Consider the following 20,566-nt stretch of genomic DNA (forward strand, 5'->3'; position numbering starts at 1 on the left):
TCTCCCCTTCTCGTCCCACGGCCCCCCCCCCGGCCCCCCGGGGAACCCGGGGTGGGGGGGGGGGGGGGGCGGCCCCCCGGCCCCCCCCCGCCCGCGACGGGGCTCAGCGGACCATGGCCGCCAGGACGCTGCGCCAGTCCTCGCCCGGTTCGGGGGCGAGGGGACCGGCCAGGGTGTCCGCCCGGTAGTGCCAGGGGCGGCGGAGTTCCCCGTCGGCGTCGGGGGTGGCGGTGACCGGGCTGCCGGAGCCGAGCAGGCGGACCAGTTCGGTGCTGAAGTCGGCCCAGGAGACGTGTCCGCTCACCGCGTTGACGACCCGGCCGACGGCGGGGTGGTCCGGGGAGAGGCAGGCCGTGAGGGCGCGGGCCAGGGCGGCGGCGTGCACCCAGGAGGCGCCGTACCACTCGTCGGCGGCCGGCAGACCGATCGGTCGGCCGGCCAGGGCGGCCTGGTAGAGGGCGCCGGTGGAGCCCCAGCGGAGCTGGTCGCGCAGGCGGTGGTGCGGGCCCCAGACGATCGGGGAGCGGACGGCGACGGCCTGGCCCCGACCGGTGGCGGCGGCCTCGAAGAGGATCCGCTCGCAGTCCAGCTTGGCCTGCCCGTACGGGGTGACGGCCGCGCCGCTGGGGCTGCCCTCGGCAACCTCGGTGCCCGTCGGGCGGCCGTACGCGTCGATGCTGCTGACGAAGACGAACGGGCCGCCCCGCCAGCCGTCGACCAGCGCGCGCATCGCGGCGAGGTCGGTGGCGTGGTCGGTGAAGGTGCAGGCGGAGTGGATGACGGCATCGGCGCCCTCGACCGCCCGGCGCAGGCTGTCGACGTCGCCGAGGTCTCCCTCCACCACCTCGGCGCCGTTCAGCGCGGGCAGGTGCGCGGACTCGGGCCGGACCAGCACCCGGACCGGCCGGCCCTGGGCCATCAGCTCCTGGAGCACGGCCGCGCCGACCCCGCCGGTGGCGCCGGTGAGCAGGACGGTGCCGGTGCGGGCGCCGGTGGCCTGCGGGCGGGCGCCGGCCCGGGCGAGCGCGGCGCGGCGCTCGTCGGCGCGGGTGGCGAGCAGGACGGCGAGGGCGCGCGGGGTGCGCTGCTCCAGGATGTCGAGGCCGGTGAGCGGCAGCCCGGTGCGGGTGCGCAGGCGTTCGGCGAGCTGGACGGCGACCAGGGAGTGGCCACCGAGGGCGAAGAAGTCGCCGTCGGCGGGCGGGGTCGCGCCGAGAAGTTCGCCGAAGGCCTGCCGTACGGCGTCCAGCGGGCCCTCCTCCAGCGGGCCCTCCGCCGGGGCAGCGGCACCGGGCAGCGGGGTGGCGCCGGGCAGCCGGTCGCGGTCGGGGGTGCCGTCGGGGTGGCGGGGCAGCCGGTCCACGAGGGTGACCGCGAGCGGCAGTTCGGTGGCCGGGAGGCGCCCGCGCAGGGCGGCCCGCAGGGCGGTGCCGCTCGGGACGACCGCGCCACGGACCACCGCGTAGGCGAGCGGCGGGCCGTCGGGGTTCTCGACCACGGCCGCCTCGACCACCGCGGGGTCGGCCGACAGGGCTTCCACGACCGGGTGTTCGGCGGCCGCCAACCGCTCTCCGGGCAGTTCGGACAGCCGCCGTTCCGGGTCGCCGGCCACGGCGGTGAGCAGTTCGGCGAAGGCGCCGAGCAGCCGGGCGGCGGTGGTCTCGTCCAGCGCGTCCCGGTCGTGCTGCAGCAGGCAGCGGGGCGCCGGGCTGTCCTCCACCAGCATGGTGAGGCCGAACTTGGCCAGCCCCAGGTCGAGTTCCACGTTCTCGGTGTCGAGGCCCGGCAGCACCAGCGGGTCGACGGTCTGGACCAGGTCGCAGCTGACCGAGAGCAGCGGGGTGCCGTCCGCGCCGCGGGCGGCCGCACCGAGCTGCTCGACCACCAGGTCGAGCGGCACCTCGTGGTGCTGCTGCGCGTCGAGCAGGGCGGTGCGGACCAGGCCGAGCAGTTCGACGAACGACGGATCTCCGGACGGGTTCGCCCGCACGGCGAGGGTGTTGACCGCGAGTCCGACGGTCCGGCGGAACTCGGGCCGCGCCCGGTGACCGCTGGCGCAGCCGAGGACGAGGTCGTCCTGCCCGGAGGCGATGCCCAGCGCGGCGAACGCGGCGGCCAGCACGACGGTGTACAGCGTCGCGCCGTGCCGCGCACCGAGGACGCGCAGCTGTTCCACCACGGCCGGCTCCAGCGGGGCGGCGTGCAGCGCGGCGCGGCGCTCCCGGGCGCCGGGCGGGACGGGCCGCAGCAGGGACAGCGGCCGGGCGCCGGACAGCCTGGCCGCGAGGACGCCGGCGGTGGCCGTCAGCTCGGCCTCGCGGCCGCGCTCCTGGCGGGCGTAGTCGGCGTACGAGGGGGCCGGCGGCGGGAGCCGGTTCGGCACGCCGTCGCGCGCGGAGCGGTACAGCGCGGCGAGGTCCGAGGTGAGGAACCGCAGCGTACCGCCGTCCACGGCGATGTGGTGGATGGTCAGCAGGAGCGTGTGGTCGTCGGGTCCGTGCCGCAGGAGCAGGGCCCGCAGCACCGGGCCGGTGGCGAGGTCGAACGGCCGGGCGGCCTCGGCGGCGAGCTGTTCCGGACCGGTGGCGTCCAGGACCGGCAGCGGCACCGGGACGACCGGGTCGATCTGCTGGTACGGCTCGTCGCCCCGGCGCGGGTAGCGGGTGCGCAGGACGGCGTGCCGCTCGGTCAGGCCGGTGATCGCGGTGGCGAGGGCCGGGTGGTCGAGCGGGCCGCGCAGGCGGGTGGCGAGCGGCACGTTGTAGAGGGCGCCGCCCTGGCCGAGGTGGTCCATCAGCCACATCCGCTGCTGGGCGTGCGAGAGCGGGGCCGGGCCGCTGGGCACGATGGGGTCGGCCTCCGGCGTGGAGGTGGCGGCGGTGACGGCGGTCGCGGCGCGGCGGTTGCGGGCGCGGCGCAGCAGGTCGGTCTGGTCGACGGTGCTCATCGGTCGCCTTCCGGGGTGTCGTCGGCGGCCCGCAGGGCGCGCTCCAGCAGCTCGGCCTGGGCGGCGACGGTCGGGTGGCCGAGGAAGTCGGCGAGCGACAGCTCGACCCCGAGGTCCTCGCGCAGGTCGTCCACCACCCACATGGCGAGCAACGAGTGGCCGCCCTCGGCGAGGAAGTCGGCGGCCGGGTCGGTGATCGGGCGTTCCAGGGCCCGGCTCCACGCGTCGGCGACGACCTGCTGGATCGGACCGAGCTCGGCGCCGGCGGACGGCCGCGCCTCGGCCGGCTCGTCGGCGGCCAGCGCCCGCCGGTCCACCTTTCCGCTGCCGGTCAGCGGCAGCGCGGCGAGCACGGTCCAGGTGGTGGGCACCAGGTGGGCGGGCAGCTGCTCGGCCAGGCGGGTGCGCAGTGCCTCGACGGCCGGGCGGGCGCCCTCGGCGAGCACCAGGCAGGCGGTGAGCGCGGCGTCGGCCTGCCCGGCCCGGCGGACCACGACCGCCGCCTCGGCGACCTCGGGCAGCTGGAGCAGCGCGTGCTCGACCTCGCCGGGTTCGATCCGGAAGCCGCGCACCTTGACCTGGTCGTCGGTGCGCCCGTGGTACTCCAGGGAGCCGTCCGGCAGTCGGCGGACCCGGTCGCCGCTGCGGTAGGCGCGGCCGATGCCCGGCAGCTCGCGGAAGCGGTCGGCGGTCAGCTCCGGCCGGCCGAGGTAGCCGAGGGCCAGCCGGTCGCCGGCGATCCACAGTTCGCCGACGCTGCCCGGCGCCACCGGCGCGAGCTGCTCGTCCAGGACGTACGCGCGGGCGCCGCCGAAGGTCCGGCCGATCGGGACGGAGCCGGCGCAGTCGGCCTGGGTGACCCAGTGCAGGGTGGTGAAGGTGGTGGCCTCGGTCGGCCCGTAGACGTTGACCAGTTCGAGCCAGGGGAAGGCCCGCAGCACGGCGCCCGCGTGCTCGGAGGAGATCGCCTCTCCGCCGACGGCCAGGGTGCGCAGCACGCCGAAGACCCGGGAGCGCCGGGCGGCCAGGTGGTGGAAGAGCGCGGTGGTGAGGAAGACGGTGGTGACGCCGAAGCGCTCGATGTCACGGACCAGGTCCTCGGCACTGGGCCACTCGCTCGGGGAGACGGCCACGGCGGCGCCGCGGGCGAGCGGGGCCCACAGTTCGAAGGTGGCGGCGTCGAAGGAGACGGTGGAGTGGAAGAGCACCCGGTCGCGCGGGCCGAGGGCGAACGCGTCCTCGGCGGTGACCAGGTCGGCGACGGCGCTGTGCGGGACGAGAACGCCCTTGGGGCGGCCGGTGGAGCCGGAGGTGTAGTAGAGCAGGGCGGGCGCGGCCGGGTCGGCGGCGTCGGGTGCCGTGCCGTCGGTGGCCTCGGTGCCGCGCTCGGTCAGCACCAGGGTGCGCTCCTCGGGGAGCCCGGCCTCGGCGAGCAGGCCCTTGTCGCCGAGGACGAGCCGGACGTCCGCGTCGGCGGTCATCTCCGCGATCCGCGGGCGCGGGTAGGCCGGGTCGAGCGGGACGACCAGTGCGCCGGCCCGCCAGACGGCGAGCTGGGCGACGACGAGCCGGGTCGAGCGGGCGCACAGCAGGCCGACGGCGCTGCCGGGGCCGATCCCCCGGGCGGCCAGGACGGCGGCCAACCGGCCTGAGGCGTCGGAGAGTTCGCGGTAGGTGAGGACGGTGGAGCCGTCGGTCACGGCGAGCGCGTCGGGCCGGCGTTCGGCCTGCCGGGCGATCAGGGCGGGCAGCACGGGCAGGGCCTCGGCGGTCCGGTCGGACGGGGTAGCGGAGGCCGCGGGGTTCGTCGTGGTCACGGGGTCCGTGGTGGTCGCGGTGGACGTGGTCGCGGTGGTCATGGTGGTTCCCTTCCGGGCGCCCCGGCCGGGTGGGCCGGGGCGCCCCGCTGAGGAGGTTGGGGCGGGCTCAGGCGGTCGCGGCCAGGGCGGCCACCCGCTCCTCGACCAGCCGGGCGACGGCCCCCAGGTCCGGCTGGCGCAGCACCAGGGGGGCGCGCAGCCGTACGCCGTACTCGTTCTCCAGAGCCTCCAGGAATCTCGCCGCGGCGAGCGAATTTCCGCCCGCGGCCAGGAAGTTGTCCTCCGGACCGAGGTCGGCGCGGCCGATCAGCTCGCGGCAGAGCTTCAGCACGGTGCGCTCGACCAGGGTGCTCCCCTCGCCCGTCAGGGCCTCCTCGCCTCGGTCCGCCGCCGAAGCGTCGGCCAGCAGGGCCTGGCGGTCCACCTTGCCGTTGGCGTCCAGCGGGAAGCGCTCCACCAGCCGGACGACGGAGGGCACGGCCTGCTCGGGCAGCCAGGGGCGGACGGCGTCGAGCAGCGCAGCGGGGTCGGCACCGCCCTCGGCCTGGACGAAGGCGAGCAGCCGGACCCCACCGGTCGGCGTCTGCTCGGCGGCGACCACCGCCCGGCGCACCGCCGGGTCGCGTTCGAAGGCGGTCTCGACCTCGGCCGGTTCGATCCGCACGCCGCTGACCTTGACCTGGTCGTCGAGGCGGCCGTGGAACTCCAGCACGCCGTCCGGCCGCATGACCACCCGGTCGCCGGTGCGGTAGACCCGGTCGGTGCCGACCACGCCGGCGGGCGCGTCGACGAAGCGGCGGGCGGTCAGCTCGGGGTCGAGGTACCCGGCGGCCAGGCCGCGGCCGCCGATCCGCAGCTCGCCGGCCGTGCCGCGCGGCACCGGGCGGCCGTCCTCGTCGGTGACCAGGAGGACGGCGCCGTCGATCGGCAGGCCGATCGGCGGGGCGCCCGCGCCGTGGTCGCCGCCGGGGGCCATGGTGTGCGTGGTGGTGGTGACGGTGGCCTCGGCCGGGCCGTAGGCGTTGTGGACGGTCGCGGTGACGTCGGGCCCGGGGGCGCGGCGCAGCCGGTCGCCGCCGATCACCAGGTGGCGCAGCGCCAGGCCGGCGGGCCAGGGCCGGCCGAGGACGGGCTCGGCCAGCGGGGTGGGCAGGATGGACACGGTGACGCCGGCGTCGCGCCACCAGTCGGTGAGCGCGCCGGTGTCCCAGCGGACCGCCTCGGGGGCGACGACCAGGGCCGCGCCGGAGGTGAGGCCGGCCCACAGCTCCAGCACGTGCGGGTCGAAAGCGACGCCGATCAGCAGGCTGTGCCGCTCGCCGGGGCCGAGGCCGGTCAGTTCGCGGTACCAGTGCAGCAGTGCGCCGAGCGCCGGCTCGGTGACGGCGACGGCCTTCGGGGTGCCGGTCGAGCCGGAGGTGAGCACCGCGTAGTGGGTGCCGGCCGGGACGCGCACCTGCCCGCCGGGGGCCAGGGCGGCCACCACGCCGCCGGTGGGCAGGTCCAGCGGCAGCCGCTCTCCGCCGGGCGGCAGCAGGTCCGGCGCGCCGACCAGGCAGGCGGGGCGCAGCTGCTCGGCGACGGCGCGCAGCCGGCGCTCGCCGGGGCGCGGACCGAGCGGCAGGTGGACGGCGCCGAGCTTGGCGGCGGCCAGGGTGACGGCGGCCAGCGAGACCGAGTGGTCGAGGCAGACGCCGAGCAGGTCCCCCGGGCCGACCTTGCCGCGCAGGGCCTCGGCCACGGTGTCGGCGAGGCGGTCGAGTTCGGCGTAGCTGTGGACCTGGTCGCCGTCGATCAGTGCGGGGGCGTCGGGGGTGCGGTGCACCCAGTCGGTGAACAGGTCGAGCACCGCGCCGTCCTGGTGCGGACGACCGTACCCGATGCTCAGGCCCTCCGCGCTCCGGGCTTCCTTGTCAAGGTTTTCCATCATCATCTCCAGGAAGGTGACGTAAGTACCGTCAGTTCAGGCCCATGGAACGGGCGATGATCACCTTCTGGACCTCCGAGGTCCCCTCGATGATCGTGGTCATCCGGACGTAGCGGTACAGGAACTCCAGCGGGTGCCCGCGCACCCAGCCGGTGGCCCCGTGCACCTGGAGCGAGCGGTCCACCGCGCGCACGGCGGTCTCGGAGGCGGTGAGCTTGGCGAGCGCCGCGTTCTCGGGCGACTCGGTGCCCTCGTCGACCAGCCGGGCGCAGGCGAGGGTGAGCAGCTTGGAGGCCTCGACCTCGGCCCGGGTGGTGACCAGGTGCTCCTGGACGTGCTGGTACTCGCCGATCACCCGGCCGAAGGCGCGGCGGTCCTTGGCGTACTCGACGCCGATCCGCAGCGCGTGCTCGGCGATGCCGTTGCACATCGCGGCGACCACCAGGCGGCCGCGCGAGAGGCTGTCGATGGCGAGGGCGGTGGCCGCGCCGACCCCCTCCTCGCCGCCGATCACGGCCTCCGGGCCGACGGTGACCCCGTCCAGCAGCAGTTCGAACAGCGGCTCGCCGGACATGCCCTCGTAGCGCTGGCCGATCCGCAGCCCGGGCTGGTCCATCGGCAGCACGAAGGCGGTGGCCCCGGCCGCGGGGCCGGCCCCGTCGCCGAGGTCGGTGGCGGCGACGACCAGCGCGATCCCGGCGTGCTCGGCGTTGCTGACGAAGGTCTTGCGGCCGTTCAGCACCCAGCCGTCGCCGGTGCTCACGGCGGTGGTGGTGAGGCGGAACGCGTCGGAGCCTGCGTGCGGCTCGGTGAGGGCGAGGCAGCGGGTCTGTTCGCCGCGCACCAGCGGGACGAGGTGGCGCTCGACCTGCTCGGGGGTGCCGTGTCGCAGCAGCGGGCTGGGCCCGTCGGAGCCGGCCAGCGCGTACGGGGCGAGCACGCAGCCGCTGCGCCCGGCGGCGTGGTGCAGCAGGACGACGGCGGTGAACGGCATGTCGGCGCCGCCGAGCTCCTCGGGGTAGTCGCCGGCGTAGAAGCCGAGTGCGGCGGAGCGCTTGCGGACGTAGGCCCGCAGGTCGGCCGGCACCTGGTCGGCGGTCTCTGGCAACTCCGCGGCCAGCGGGACGAGTTCGCGCCGAACGAAGCTCTCGAAGGCCTCGACGAGTTCGCGGTGGCCGTCTTCCAGGACGGCGGAGGGGGCGGTCATGCTCCCACCTCGCCGTGCTCGGCAGGGGCACTAACCCGTGCGCACTCGCTTCGCTCGTTCACTTGGCGTCTCCTGCGGTGAGGGCGCGGGCCTGGTCGGCCAGCACGGCGTGGCGGAACAGGGTGCGCAGCGGCGGGCGGCTGCCGAGGTGCGGCTCCAGGTACGCGGCGAGCTGGGCAGCGAGCAGCGAGTGACCGCCGACCTCGAAGAAGTGCGAGTCCGCGGTGAAGCGGTCGTGGCCGAGCACCTCGCGCCAGGCGGCCGCGATCAGCTGCTGACCGGGGTCGGTGAACTCGCTCGGCGCGCCCTCCTCCGCCTCAGGAGCCTCCAAAGCCTCCGCCACCAGGCGGGCGAGGGCGGTCCGGTCGGGCTTGCCGCCCGGCAGGGTCGGCATCGCGGCGACGGCCGTCCAGCTCGCCGGGACGAGTCCGCCGGGCAGCCGGCGGGCGAGCGCCTCGTGCAGGGCGGCCTGGTCGGGGCGGTCGGCGCCCTCCAGGAAGCCGACCAGCCGCGGGCCGGTCTGCGGGTCGGTGTGCAGCAGCACCGCGCAGGAGCGGCCGCCGAGTTCGGCGGAGGCAGCGGCCTCGATCTCCTCCAGTTCGATCCGGTGGCCGCGCAGCTTGACCTGGTTGTCGGCGCGGCCGAGGAAGCGCAGCCGCCCGTCCAGGTCGCGGTAGCCGCGGTCGCCGGTGCGGTAGACCCGGGCGCCGCCGAGCGCGGGGACGCTCACGAACCGGGCCTCGGTCGGCTCCGGCAGGCCCAGGTAGCCCTCGGCCAACAGGGCTCCGCCGACGGCGAGTTCGCCGACGCAGCCGGGGGCGAGCGGGCGCAGCGTGTCGTCCAGGACGTGGATGCGCACGCCGTCCAGTTCGGCGCCGAGCGGGATCTCGCCGTCCTCGGCGACGTCGGCGGCGGTGACCTCGTACACGGTGGAGGTGACGGTGGCCTCGGTGACGCCGTAGGCGTTCAGCACGGTGGTGGCCTCGGTCAGGCCGGCCAGTGCCCGGGCGGGCAGCCGCTCACCGCCGAGCACCAGCAGCCGGGGAGCCCAGCGGCCGTCGCGCAGTGCCTCGCACAGGTCCTCGCGGACAGCGAGCAGGTAGCTGGTCGGCAGGTTGGCGACGGTGACGCCGCGGGCGGCCAGCGCGGCCACCAGCTCGGGCCCGGTGGGCACCTCGCGCTGCGGCACGACGAGGGCGGCGCCGGCCGCCAGGGCGGGCAGCACCTCTTCCAGGGCCACGTCGAAGGACGGCCGGGCGAACAGCAGCACCCGGTCGGCGGCGGTGAGTCCATAGCGTGCGGCGATCGCGGCGACGTACCCGGCGAGGGCCTCGCGGCCGACCAGGACGGGCTTGGGCACGCCGGTGGAGCCGGAGGTGTGGATCACGTAGGCGGCGCCGTCCAGTACGGCGGCGGGCTCGGCCTTCGGGAAGGCGGGGCCGTCCAGCAGCGCCGGGGTCACGCCCTCGGCGGGCAGTGCCAGCGCGCTCTGCCGGGTGGCCAGGACGAGCGCCGGGCTCAGCCGCTCCAGCAGCAGCCCGAGCCGGGCGGCCGGGTCCTCGGTGGACAGCGGCGCGTACACGGCGCCGTGCCGCAGGCAGGCGAGCAGGGCGACCACGCTGTCCGCGCCGCGCGGCAGCACGGTGGCCACCGGCTGGCCGGGGGCGACCCCGGCGGCGCGCAGCCGCTCGACCAGTTCGGTGACCCGGCGGTCGAGTTCGCCGTAGCTGATCCGTTCGGTGCCGGCCAGCAGGGCGAGCGAGGTCGGGTCGTGGGCGGCGGCCGGGTCGAGCGCGGCCGGGCTGACCGGGGTGGCCGGTGCGGCCTCGGGCGCGGGGGCGAGTTCGGCGATCGGCGTCTGCGGGCGGTCCAGGTAGCAGCGCAGCAGCTCCAGCAGTCGCTCGGACAGCAGCACCGCCTCGGACTCGCGGAACAGGTCGGCGTCGTAGTCCCAGACCAGGGTCATCCCGGCGGCGCCGTGCTTCTCGCCGACCACCCGGCGGTCGTCGGGCAGCAGCACCAGGTCGAGGTCGAAGCGGGTGGTGCCGGTGTTGAAGCCCTCGTACAGCGAGACCTCCAGCCCGGGCGCCTGGACGTCGGGCAGCGCCGCGTCGTGCGCGCTGAACATCACGTTGAACAGCGGGTTGTCGGCGCCGGTGGTGTGCAGTCCCAGCCGGCGGGTCAGCTCCTGGACCGGCAGGTCCTGGTACGGCAGCGCGCGCAGCAGGACGTCGGTCACCTCGTCCACGGCCTCGGTGCCGGGGGCCTGCGGGTCGAGCCGCAGGCGCAGCGGGACGGTGTTGACGAACATGCCGACGGTGCCCTCGAAGCCCTCCGGGCGGTTGCCGACGGCGGTGCCGATCACCAGCTCGCGGTGGCCGCTGTGCCGGCGCAGCAGTTCGGCGAACAGGGCGAGCAGGGTGCTGAACGGGGTGTGGCCGTCCGCCTTGCTGCGTTCGCGCAGCCGCTCGGCCAGGTCGGCGCCGATCGACTGGCGCAGCTGGCCGCCGCGGTGGCGCCGTTCGGCGCCCGGCCGGGCCAGCCCGGGCAGGGTGACCTCGCGCGGCGCGTCGGCCAGCTCCGTGGCCCAGAAGTCGAGTCCGCGGTCCCGGGGGAGGTCGGCGGCGGCGCGGGCGTGCTCCTCGTACGAGGGGGCGGCGGGCAGCTCGTAGGGCTCGCCGAGGACGGTGGCGCGGTAGACGGTGAACAGGTCGCGCAGCAGGATCGCGAAGGAGTGACCGTCGTGGACGAGGTGGTGCTCGACGTGGATCAGCCGGTGGTGGTCCTCGCCGAGCCGGACCAGGTGCCAGCGCAGCACCGGCGCCCGCTCGGCGTCCAGGGGCTCCTCGGCCTCGGCGGCGAGCAGCCGGCGGAAGGCGGCCTCCGGGTCCTGCTCGGCGGCGAAGTCGCTGTGGCGCAGCTCCGGTTCGCAGCTTTCGGCGACCCGCTGGCCGGGCAGGCCCTCCGGCCTGGGCACCAACTCCAGCCGCAGACCGGGGTGGTGGGCCAGCACGGCGGCCAGGCCGGCGTGCAGGGCCTCCCGGTCGAGGGCGCCCCACAGGTCGAGGACGGCGGTGAAGTTGTAGGCGCGGCTGCCCGGCAGCATCTGTTCGTGCAGCCAGACGATCTCTTGCGACGGAGAGAGTGCGAACATGGTCAACTCCCTTGTGTGGTGGGCGTGTCGGCACTGCGTTGGCCGGAGGCGGGCGTGGGGTGTTCCTGCTCCGGCCGGTGGGCCGGGCCGCACCGGGGTGAGGTGCGGCCCGGAGTCCGGGGGTCCCGTCCGGCGGCGTGTCGGACGCGCGCGGACGGGCGTGGTGGATCCGCCATGGTGGATCCGCCATGGTGGATCCGGCGTGGGAGTTCGGGGCCCGCGGGTTCTGGCGTGCGGGCACGGGCGTACGGGAGCGAGCGGTCGGTCAGGGGGTGGTCGAGGGTGGTGAACCGGCGGTCGGCGCCTGTTGCCGCCGACGTGGTCAGGCCTGCGGGGCCAGGCTCGGCCGGGTGTGCAGGTGGTGCCGCAGCACGGCGAGCAGTTCGCCGAAGGCGGCCCGGGCGTCCGCCTCGGGGAAGCGGTCGCGGTCCCAGGCCAGCCGGATCAGCAGGTCGTCGCCGTGCGAGGCGGAGACGGCCAGCGGCGCGGCGAGCGGACGCCCGTCCAGGTGGGTCTCCCGGCCGGAGGTGCCGCCGAGCACCAGCGGCGGGCGGCGGTGCAGGTCCTCCAGGGTGAGCAGGGCGTCCAGGGCACCCGACCATGCGGCCCCGGCAGTGCGGGCGGCACGGACCACCTCGTCGAAGGGGGTGCCGGCCTGGTCCAGGTCGTTCCACCAGGCGTCCGCGAGGGCGTCCAGGTCCACGGCCGGGCCCGAAGTGGCCGGGTGCACCAGGGTGTTGAGGAAGCAGCCGAGCGCAGCGGGAGCACCCGCCGGCCGGCCGCCCCACGGGTAGCCGAGCGCGAGCGGCCCTCCCCCGGCCTCCGGCCCGCGGGACCCCGACGTCCGGTGCAGCCGGTGCAGGGCCGAGCCGGCCGCGTCCAGCAGGGCCGGGAAGACGGCGCCGCGGGCGGCGCCCCCGGCGGCGGGCAGCCGCTCGGTGAGCATGCCGGTGGACGTGGCCGCGCCGCCGCCCGCCCCGGTCAGGCCGCCCAGCCGGCGGCCCCAGTGAGCCTGCGCGGTGGGGCCGCCGGCGGCGTCCTCGGCGGCGAGCTGAAGTTCGACGGCCTGCCGGTAGTCGGCCAGCGCCTGGGGCGAGGGCCCCTCCGCCGGCGGCTCGTCCTGCTCGTACGCCGCGCTGAGCTCGGCGGTGAGCACGCCGAGCGACTGCTCGTCGCAGGCCGCGTGGTCGAGTGCGAGGGCGAGGAGTTCCTCGTCCCCGTCCGGGTCCGCGGCCACCAGCAGGCGCAGCGCGGGTCCGTCGGCGGGCCAGTCCAGCAGGGCCTCGCGCAGCGCCTCGCGCGCGGTGACCCCGGGTGCGACGGCGATCCGGGCGGCCGCGGCCGAGGGACCGCCGGCGCGCAGCACGGGCGTGCCGCGTACCGTCGCGAAGCCGCCGCACAGCGCCGGGTGCTGGGCGGCCACCGCGGCCGCGGCGCGGGCCAGCCGTTCCGGGTCGAGGGTGCCGCGCGGGTAGGCGAAGAACAGCGGGACGACGTCGGTGCGGCTCTGCGGCGCGAGCCGGCGGGTGATCAGGAACCGCCGCTGGGCGCCGGTCAGCGGGTGCAGCTCCACCGGGGATTCGGCGGCGGCGGAGCGGTACCGGGCGAGGTAGGCGGCGGTGATACTGGCGTGCACGGGGACGGTCTCCGGTTTCCGGTCGCGGATCGAATCGGGGATCGGTCGGGGGATCGGCCAGGGTCTTGCTCAGTCCGGGTGGCACGTGGCTCGGGTCCGGGCGGTACGGGCGGGCCGCCCGGTCAGGACGCGGTGGGGCTCACGGCACTCTCCTCGTCGGCGGCGTCCTCGCCCGCGGCATGCCCGGCCGTGCGGTCGGGGCCCGGCAGCTCGCGCATCCGCCGCAGCGGCGAGAGCAGCAGCGGCAGCGGCACCAGCAGGAAGCCGGCGGCGCAGAGCCAGAGCGCGGTGCGCGGCCCGGCCGCGTCGGCGACCACTCCGCCGACCAGGGCGCCGATCGGCAGGGTGCCCCACACCAGGAAGCGCATGGTGGCGTTCATCCTGCCGAGCAGCTCCGGCGGGCAGACGCTCTGCCGGAAGCTCACCTGGGCGACGTTGTACGCCACCGCGCCGAACAGCACCACCCCGGAGGCCAGGCCGAACAGCACCACCCCCGCGCCGCGGCCGGACAGCGGCCACAGCAGCGCGAACGGCGCCGTCACCACCGTGGACAGCCAGATCAGCCGGGCCTGCCCGATCCACCGGGCGAGCTGCCCCGCACACAGCGCGCCGGCCAGTCCGCCGACGGCGGAGACCGACAGCAGCACGCCGATGGCTCCCGGCGACAGGTCGAGCACCCGCACCCAGAACACCGTCTGCACGGCGGTCAGCACGGCGGAGAACAGGTTGGACGTAGCGGTGGCGGTCGCGATCGCCCGCAGCAACGGGTGGCCGAGGACGAACCGCACGCCCTCCCCGACCTCGGCGCGCAGCGAGCGCCCCGGTTCGGGCTCCGGCCGCGGCTCCTCGGCCTTGATCCGGACGAGCAACAGCGCGGAGGCGAGGTAGCCGCAGGCGTCGGCCACGATGGCGAGCGGCGCCCCGAGCAGCTGGACCAGCCCGCCGCCGAGGCCCGGCCCGGCGATCTGCGCCGAGGAGCGGACCGTCTCCAGTGCGCCGTTCCCACCGATCAGCTGCTCGCGCGGCAGGACGGCGGGCAGGAAGGACTGGTGCGCGACGTCGAAGAACACCGTCGCCACCCCGGTGACCAGTGCCACCAGGTACAGCTGCGGCATGGTCAGCACCCCGAACGCGGCGGCCGGCGGGATCGACCCCACGGCCAGGCAGCGCACCACATCGGCCCGGATCAGCACCGGCAGCTTGCGCATCCGGTCCAGCCAGGCGCCCGCCGGAAGGCCGACGAGCAGGAAGGCGGCGGTCTCGGCGGCGGTCAGCAGGCCGACCTGGAACGGCGTGGCGTCCAGCACCATCACCGCCACCAGCGGCAGGGCGACCAGGGTGACCTGACTGCCCGTCTGGGCCGCCGCGGCTCCGGTCAGCAGGAGCCGGAAATCGCGGTGGCCGAGCAGACGGGCCTGGCGGGGGCGAGGCTTCTCGTTCATCGGTGCGACTCTCGGTCACCTCTTCGACACGGGGCAAGCACCAGGTTCGTTTCCGGACGGACCGCAGGTCGGCGGAAACCCGCCACTCCCCCGGCCGACCCTTGCGCGCCCCTTACGGCCGCTCCCGGCACTGCCGCACCGTCCGCAACGCCCGTCGGCCAAGGCGGCACGGCCCGACGGGCGCCCTGATCGCTTCCGGGTCCGCCGGTCCATTTCACTGTCCGGTATCCGGACTCCGCCTTTCCAGCCACCGGACGGCGGCGCTCAACTTGACCGGATTCCATGGAGTGCAGCCCGACCGTCACCTCATCGTGATATTGGCGTGACCGGAGCGAGCCGTAGAAGGGGGTCCCGGGCGGATCCGGGCCGCCCCCGGACCGGCCCGGTCCGCCACCCCCGCATCAGGCCCTCCGGTGATCCGCGTCCCAGGCCGGCTCCGGATCCGGCAGGCGTCGCCCGCCGGCCGTCAGTCCGCCTCCGCCGCCGCCTCGGCCCGGTGCGTGATCGCCAGCACCGCCATGTCGTCGTCCCTGGGCCCGCCGGTCCACCGCCCGACGTCCGCCACCAGCGCGTCCAACACCTCCCCCGGCCCGGAGAACGGCCCCAGCGGGGCCAGGCCGAGCACCGGGTCGTAGAACTCGCCCGCCGCGTCGCGGGCCTCGGTGACCCCGTCGGTCACCAGCAGCAGGGTGCTCCCGGCCGGAAAGGGCCGGCTCTCCGGCACCGGACGCGCCACACCCAGCCCGCCCATCCCCAGCGGCAGCCCCGGGTCCGCCGCGTCCAGCCGGCGCACCCGGGGCCCGGCCCCGCCCCGCGGGTACGGGCCGAGCAGGTACGGGCCGGGATGCCCGCAGTCGAGCGTGCGCACGCTCTCCTCGCCCGGCGGGAACTCCACCAGCAGCGCGGTGACGAACCCCTCCAGCCGCAGCTCCTCGCTCATCCGCTCGCTCTCCCGCAGCAGCGAACCCTCCAGCGCGTCCGCGAGCGCGGCCAGGTCCGGCAGGCGGTGGGAGCCCTCCCGGAAGGCACCCAGGAGCACCGAGACCACCCCCACCGCGTGCAGCCCCTTGCCCCGCACGTCGGCGATCAGCCCGCGCACGCCGTACGGGGTGGCCTGCAACGCGTACGCGTCCCCGCCGATCAGCGCCTCGTCCTGGGCGGCCCGGTAGCAGGCCGCGACCGAAAGCCGCCCCACCCGCGCGGGCGGCTCCGGCAGCACCGCGCGCTGCGCCGCCTCGGCCACCGACCGCACCCGCGCCAGCCGCCGTCCGTGCCGGGCGATCACGCGGTTCACCCAGATCCCGAGCAGCGCCGCGAACACCGTGTTCGCCAGCTCCAGGTGGCCGGCCCGGGTCCCGATCGACCCGTCCTGGGTGGACAGCACCAGGATGCCGAGCACATTGGCCACTCCCACCGCGAGGGTGTCCCGCAGCGCCAGCAGCGCCCCCGCCAGCACGGCGGCCGCCGCCAGCAGCGGATCGCCCCAGTAGTCGGTGGGATCCAGCGCGTTCCACACCAGCCCGCCGGCGGTCAGCAACCACGGCGCGACCCGCACGTACGGCGGCCACTTCACGGACCTCGGGGCCATCGGCGACCTGGCTTCCGTCTCACCACCATCCGGAAGGACTTCTTCCGATCGTAGTCACGGGCCCCGGAAACCCGCATGACGGCCGCCCGGTCCTTCCCCAGGCTTCGGCCCCGCCCCCGAGTCCCCCGAGGAGAACCCGATGTCCATATTCGCCACCTGGCTGTACCTCGCCGACGCCGATGACGGCGACGGCCCCGCCCCGAGGCTCTACCAGGGCTCGCACGTCAACCCCGCCGCCGACCACCCCCGCGGGGGCTGGCTGGAGCTCAGCGCGATCCCCAACCGCTGCCACCCCGACGTCCGGTTCGGCGACGAGCCCGAGCCCGAGGACGGCTGGCCGGCTCCGGTGGAGTACCTGCGACTGGGGCTCGGCCGGCCCGCCGAGGAGGGCTCGGGGGAGCCGGGATCCCTGACGACGGTGGTCCTGGACCGCACCCAGGCCGAGCTACTGCACGCCACCCTCACCCGGTGGCTGAACACCGACCGTCGATAGGGCACCGCTCACCCGTCCGCTGCCAACCGTGCACCACGGACCGACCACTACGAACCGCCCGCTGTGAACCGCCCTGCGCCGGGCCCCGCCAGCAGGCCCTGCGGCACCCGGCGCCCGTACGCGAGCAGCAGCAGGTGCTCCGCCCGCCCCGCCACGGTGAGCGGACCTTCGCCGTACGCCCAGTCGGTGTCCGTCGCCTCCAGCCGGACTCCGTCGAGCCGGGCCCCGAAGAACCGCAGCGTGCGGGGTGTGACGCCGGCCAGCAGGGCCTTCGTACGCGCCACCGGCAACCGGGCGGGCAGACCGAGTGCCACGGTGATGTCCAGGCCGTGGACGGCGTCGTGGGCGAGGGCCGCGATGCGGCCGCCGACGGGCGGGCGCCAGGGGTGGTCGGCGTGGTCGGCCATGGCGGCGGCGAGGTCGCGCTCGGTCATGGCGGCGGCGTCGCGGCGGGCGATCCGGTCGGCCATGCGGTGGACGTTGCCGCCGGAGCAGGCGAGTTCGAGGACCGTGCGCGCCGTCGAATGCCGGAAGCCGGTACTCATGTGCGCGGCCACCTCACGGACCCGCCAACCTCCGCACAGCGACGGCGAGTTCCACTGCTCCGGGGTGAGGGCGGCGAACACCTCGGCGAGTTCACGGCGCTCGGCCGCGATCTGCTCACGGATCCAGTGGATCTGCCCGGTGTCCTGGTTCTGCGGCACGGTTTCCATGCGTCCAGCCTGCGACCGGAACCGTACACCCGTCCAAGGCCGGGAATTTCTGGCACCTATGATCAGGAGTTATGGAACTGCGGCAGCTCCAGTACTTCGTCACCGTCGCCCAGCACGGCAGCTTCACCCGGGCCGCCCAGCTGCTGCACCTGACCCAGCCCGGGGTGAGCTCCCAGATCCGGCAGCTGGAGCGGGAGCTGGGCCACCGGCTGCTCGACCGCTCGGGCCGCACCGTGCGGCTCACCCCGGCCGGCGAGGCGGTACTGCCGCACGCCCGGGCGGCGCTCGCCTCCGCGGCCGCGGCCCGCCGCACGGCCGAGGAGTTCGGCGGGCTGCGGCGCGGGCACGTGCGGCTGGGCATGGTCGCCGGCGCGGCCCTGACGCCGCCGTCCGAGCTGGGGACCTTCCCCGGACTCGCCACCACGCTGGCCGCCTTCCGCCAGGCACACCCCGGCATCGACTTCTCGCTCACCGAGGACACCACCGCGCGGATGCTCGGCGCCCTGCGCGACGGCCGGCTGGACCTCGCCGTCGTCGCCCTGCCCACCCCCGCGAGCGGGCGGGAGGGCGACGACGGCTGGTCGGCCCTGACCGGGCTCGCGCTGCACACCGTGCTGGAGGTCCCGCTGGTCGCGGCCTGTGCGGAGCAGCATCCGCTCGCGGACGGCACCGGTTCCGGCGCCTTCCCCGATCCCGGCGCCTTCCCCGATCCCGGCGTCTTCCCCGGCCCCGGCGCCTCCCCCGATCCCGGCGACTTCCCCGATCCCGGCCGGAACGCGCTCCCGGTCGCGGCGCTCGCCGGGCACACCCTGGTGAGCACCCCGCGCGGCACCGGGCTGCGCACCGCGCTGGAGTGCGCGCTGGCCGAGGCCGGTGTCGATCCGACGGTCGGCGTCGAGGCGGCCGCGCCACCGCAGTTGGCCGAACTCGCCGTACACGGCCTGGGCGTGGCCGTCCTGCCGGACCCGGGCCCGGTGCCCGGTCTGCGGGTGCGCCCGCTCGCCGACCCCGTCCCCCGGGTCCGGATCGCGCTGGCCTGGCCGACCGGGCAGCCCGCCTCGCCGCCGGCCGCCGCCCTGGTGGCCCACCTGCGGCAGGCCTACCCGGGGCCGGCGGCCGCTCAGTCTCCGGCCGGCACCGCCGCCCCGTCGGCGATGTGCAGCAGCGCGACCGCGCCGTCGAGCACCTCCCGGTCGAGCGGGAAGTAGCCCTGCCGCGGGACGGTGTCGGTGCGTGTACGGGCACCGGCCGGCAGCGCCGTGTCCGTCAGTTCCCAGACCGCACCGCGCCCCTGCAGGTGGGCCTCGTACGTGCCCGACGCCGGATCGGCCAGCCCGATCGCCTCGCTGCGCCCCAGGCTCCCGGCGACGAAGGCGTACCGCTCGCCCAGCAGGGTGCCCACGATGCGGCCCGCGCCGGACCACCGGCAGTCCAGCTCGCCCAGCGCCCAGGCGCTCGGGTTCCACTGCAGGTGCAGGTTGTGGGAGAAGACCAGGGTCGGTCCGCGCCGGGCCTCGATCGCGCGGATGTCGAGCAGGTTCTGCGCCATCAGCGCGTCCCGCACGCCGGACAGGGCGCTGATCCGGGCGCTCGGGGTGAGACCGCGGACCGCCGACTGCGCGTGGTAGCGCAGCAGTCCGATCCCGGCGGTCAGCCGGGCGCGGACGGCGATCCACTCGGCGGACGAGGTCGCGGCGACCAGCTCCGGTGCGCGCATGTGGAGTTGGAGCAGGAGGTCGTCGGCGAGGCAGCGCAGTCGCTCGGCTTCGGCGGTGCCGCCCGGAGACTGGGCCGGATCCATCACCGCCTCCGTGCGGCTCCAGCGCTCGTCCTCGCCCGCCACCGCGGCCACGTCGAGGTCGAGCCCCAGATAGTCGCGGGCGTGTTCGAGGTAGCGGCGCGGGCTGGGGGCGCTGGTGGTCTCGCTCGGGACGTCGAAGCCGTGGAAGGCCAGCCGCTCGCCGGGCGGCCGTTCCCGGTTGAACTCCCGCATCCATGCCACGAGTCGGCGGTTGGGATCAAGTTCCCCGAAACCGTGGGTGAAGCCCTCCCCCATCGCCGAATCGAGGGTGCCGACACCCTCCCGGACGTAGGCGTCCACGGCGAACGCGGCCACCCGGTCGGTCTCCAGGGCGATCGACCGGAAGCCCCGGTCGACCAGCCGGGCGAACAGCTGATTGCGGACCCGCCCGAACGCCGGTTCCTGGTGCGTCGGCTCCCCGAGGCCCAGAAGCTCGCACGCCGGGGTGACGAAGTCATGCATGTCCTGGTTCATGGACCTCAAGCGTATCCTTGAAAGAACGGTTGAGACTTTTCCCTCCACTACCGCTCAGCTGCCGCCGAAACCCTCAATCAGCCCTCACCGGCCGATCGGCTCCGAACGCTCACCCGGCCCGGAACGGGAGACGACCATGCGCCCCACCGACCTCGCACGCGAGCACGGCATCTCGACCCAGGCGATCCGCAACTACGAGCGCGACGGCTGCCTCCCGCCCGCCGAACGCACGCCCACCGGGTACCGGATCTACACCGAACTGCACGCGTCCGCCCTACGCGCCTACCTCTCCCTCGTCTCGGCGTACGGGCACGCGACCGCCGGCTCGGTCATGACCGCCGCCCATGCCGAGCGACTCGACGACGCCCTCACCGAACTCGACCGGGGTCACGCCCAGTTGCTGCGCGACCGGGAGACCCTCGCCGCCGTCCGCTCGGCCGTCCGCCACCTCACCGACGGTGCCGCCACCGGAACCGGCCTTCCCGCGCTGCCCGGCCCCCGATCCGTCGGCGAGGTGGCGCACCGGCTCGGCGTCACCCCCGCGACCCTGCGGGTCTGGGAGGCCGCCGGCATCCTCACCCCCGGCCGGGACCGCACCACCGGCCACCGCCGCTACCTCCCGGCCGACGTCCGCGACGCCGAACTCGCCCACCTGCTCCGCCGGGGCGGCTACCCGCTGGACCGCATCGGCACCGTGCTGCGGCAGATCCGGACGGCCGGCGGCACCGACGAGTTGGCCGCCGCCGTCGACGGCTGGCAGCAGCGCCTCACCACCCGGGGCCTGACGATGCTCACCGCCTCGGCCTGCCTCGCCGACTACCTGACACTGCGCCCGGGGCGTCCCGACGGGCTTGACCTCAAGGGCACTTGAGGTCACAGAGTGATCCGCATGAACACCGAAGCCGCAGCAACCGAGCCTGCAGACACCGAGCACGCGGACATCTCGGCCATCGAACGGGTCGTGGCCGCCGTCGAGCGTGCCCAGCGCGCCAAGGACGCGGACGCCTTCCTCGCCCTGTTCCACCCCGAAGCGCTCTGGACCACCGCGCACGGCAAGGTCCTGATCGGCCTGGAGGCGATCGCCGAGTTCACCCGAGCCGTCCTGCCCGCCGCGACCTGGGACGGCAATGTCACCTACGAGCCGGTACACATCCAGTTCCTCCGCCCCGACGTGGCCGCCGTCAAGGTCCGCCAGGTCTACCACTCGGCGGCGGGCGACTCGGAGGGGGCACCGCTGTACGTCATGACCAGGCAGGGCGACGGACGGTGGCTGCTGCACGCCTGCCAGAACACCGGCGTGCTCGCCGACTAGCCACCGGTTCGGTTGCTGCCGGACAGGCCCGGGCGCGCCGCCGTCGTGGCAG

General features: G+C 75.9%; 14 protein-coding genes. 4 read left to right on the top strand and 10 right to left on the bottom strand.

Annotated elements, in window-relative coordinates; translation table 11 throughout:
- Positions 1–103: 103 nt before the first annotated feature.
- The 8 genes from ACFU7Y_RS17650 to ACFU7Y_RS17685 all read right to left on the bottom strand — a co-directional run bounded on the left by ACFU7Y_RS17650 (position 104) and on the right by ACFU7Y_RS17685 (position 15,721).
- Positions 104–2,947, bottom strand: coding sequence for a condensation domain-containing protein (locus ACFU7Y_RS17650; RefSeq protein WP_380768652.1), 2,844 nt, complete (start codon positions 2,945–2,947; stop codon positions 104–106).
- Entirely contained in the window at positions 2,944–4,806 is a 1,863-nt protein-coding gene (locus ACFU7Y_RS17655) for a non-ribosomal peptide synthetase (RefSeq protein WP_380768653.1), read from the bottom strand. The genes ACFU7Y_RS17650 and ACFU7Y_RS17655 overlap by 4 nt, the downstream gene beginning before the upstream one ends.
- Before the next feature lie 67 nt (positions 4,807–4,873).
- Entirely contained in the window at positions 4,874–6,694 is a 1,821-nt protein-coding gene (locus ACFU7Y_RS17660) for a non-ribosomal peptide synthetase (protein WP_380768656.1), read from the bottom strand.
- Positions 6,695–6,725: 31 nt separating this feature from the next.
- A complete protein-coding gene (locus ACFU7Y_RS17665; RefSeq protein ID WP_224284122.1) occupies positions 6,726–7,901 on the bottom strand; it encodes an acyl-CoA dehydrogenase family protein in 1,176 nt (391 codons plus the stop codon).
- A gap of 58 nt (positions 7,902–7,959) precedes the next feature.
- A complete protein-coding gene (locus ACFU7Y_RS17670) occupies positions 7,960–11,055 on the bottom strand; it encodes an amino acid adenylation domain-containing protein (RefSeq protein WP_380768657.1) in 3,096 nt (1,031 codons plus the stop codon).
- 322 nt (positions 11,056–11,377) lie between these two features.
- Positions 11,378–12,691, bottom strand: coding sequence for a non-ribosomal peptide synthetase (locus ACFU7Y_RS17675; protein WP_380768660.1), 1,314 nt, complete (start codon positions 12,689–12,691; stop codon positions 11,378–11,380).
- 122 nt (positions 12,692–12,813) lie between these two features.
- On the bottom strand, positions 12,814–14,133 hold the full coding sequence (locus tag ACFU7Y_RS17680) for an MFS transporter (RefSeq protein WP_224284410.1): 1,320 nt from the start codon (positions 14,131–14,133) through the stop codon (positions 12,814–12,816).
- 466 nt (positions 14,134–14,599) lie between these two features.
- A complete protein-coding gene (locus ACFU7Y_RS17685; RefSeq protein WP_224284409.1) occupies positions 14,600–15,721 on the bottom strand; it encodes a PP2C family protein-serine/threonine phosphatase in 1,122 nt (373 codons plus the stop codon).
- Between the two features lie 139 nt (positions 15,722–15,860).
- Between ACFU7Y_RS17685 and ACFU7Y_RS17690 the strand changes: the two genes are divergently transcribed.
- Entirely contained in the window at positions 15,861–16,214 is a 354-nt protein-coding gene (locus tag ACFU7Y_RS17690; protein WP_224284408.1) for a hypothetical protein, read from the top strand.
- 47 nt (positions 16,215–16,261) lie between these two features.
- On the opposite strand, the gene ACFU7Y_RS17695 is transcribed toward ACFU7Y_RS17690, so the two are convergent.
- A complete protein-coding gene (locus ACFU7Y_RS17695) occupies positions 16,262–16,927 on the bottom strand; it encodes a maleylpyruvate isomerase family mycothiol-dependent enzyme (RefSeq protein ID WP_224284407.1) in 666 nt (221 codons plus the stop codon).
- Between the two features lie 71 nt (positions 16,928–16,998).
- Between ACFU7Y_RS17695 and ACFU7Y_RS17700 the strand changes: the two genes are divergently transcribed.
- The gene (locus tag ACFU7Y_RS17700; protein WP_380768662.1) at positions 16,999–18,135 is read left to right on the top strand and encodes a LysR family transcriptional regulator; all 1,137 of its coding nucleotides are present in this window, start codon (positions 16,999–17,001) and stop codon (positions 18,133–18,135) included.
- Here ACFU7Y_RS17700 and ACFU7Y_RS17705 read toward each other — a convergent pair.
- The gene (locus ACFU7Y_RS17705) at positions 18,048–19,202 is read right to left on the bottom strand and encodes an erythromycin esterase family protein (RefSeq protein WP_380768664.1); all 1,155 of its coding nucleotides are present in this window, start codon (positions 19,200–19,202) and stop codon (positions 18,048–18,050) included. The two genes, ACFU7Y_RS17700 and ACFU7Y_RS17705, sit on opposite strands and share 88 nt — an antisense overlap.
- Positions 19,203–19,338: 136 nt before the next feature.
- On the opposite strand from ACFU7Y_RS17705, the gene ACFU7Y_RS17710 reads away from it, so the two are divergent.
- Complete coding sequence (locus tag ACFU7Y_RS17710) at positions 19,339–20,073, top strand: TioE family transcriptional regulator (RefSeq protein WP_380768666.1); 735 nt, start codon at positions 19,339–19,341, stop codon at positions 20,071–20,073.
- A gap of 18 nt (positions 20,074–20,091) precedes the next feature.
- Positions 20,092–20,514: an SgcJ/EcaC family oxidoreductase gene (locus tag ACFU7Y_RS17715; RefSeq protein ID WP_224285161.1), complete on the top strand. Its 423-nt coding sequence runs from the start codon at positions 20,092–20,094 to the stop codon at positions 20,512–20,514.
- Positions 20,515–20,566: the final 52 nt, after the last annotated feature.

Origin of the sequence: Kitasatospora sp. NPDC057542 (assembly GCF_042801945.1) — a bacterium.
In the GTDB taxonomy this organism is placed as follows: Bacteria; Actinomycetota; Actinomycetes; order Streptomycetales; family Streptomycetaceae; genus Kitasatospora.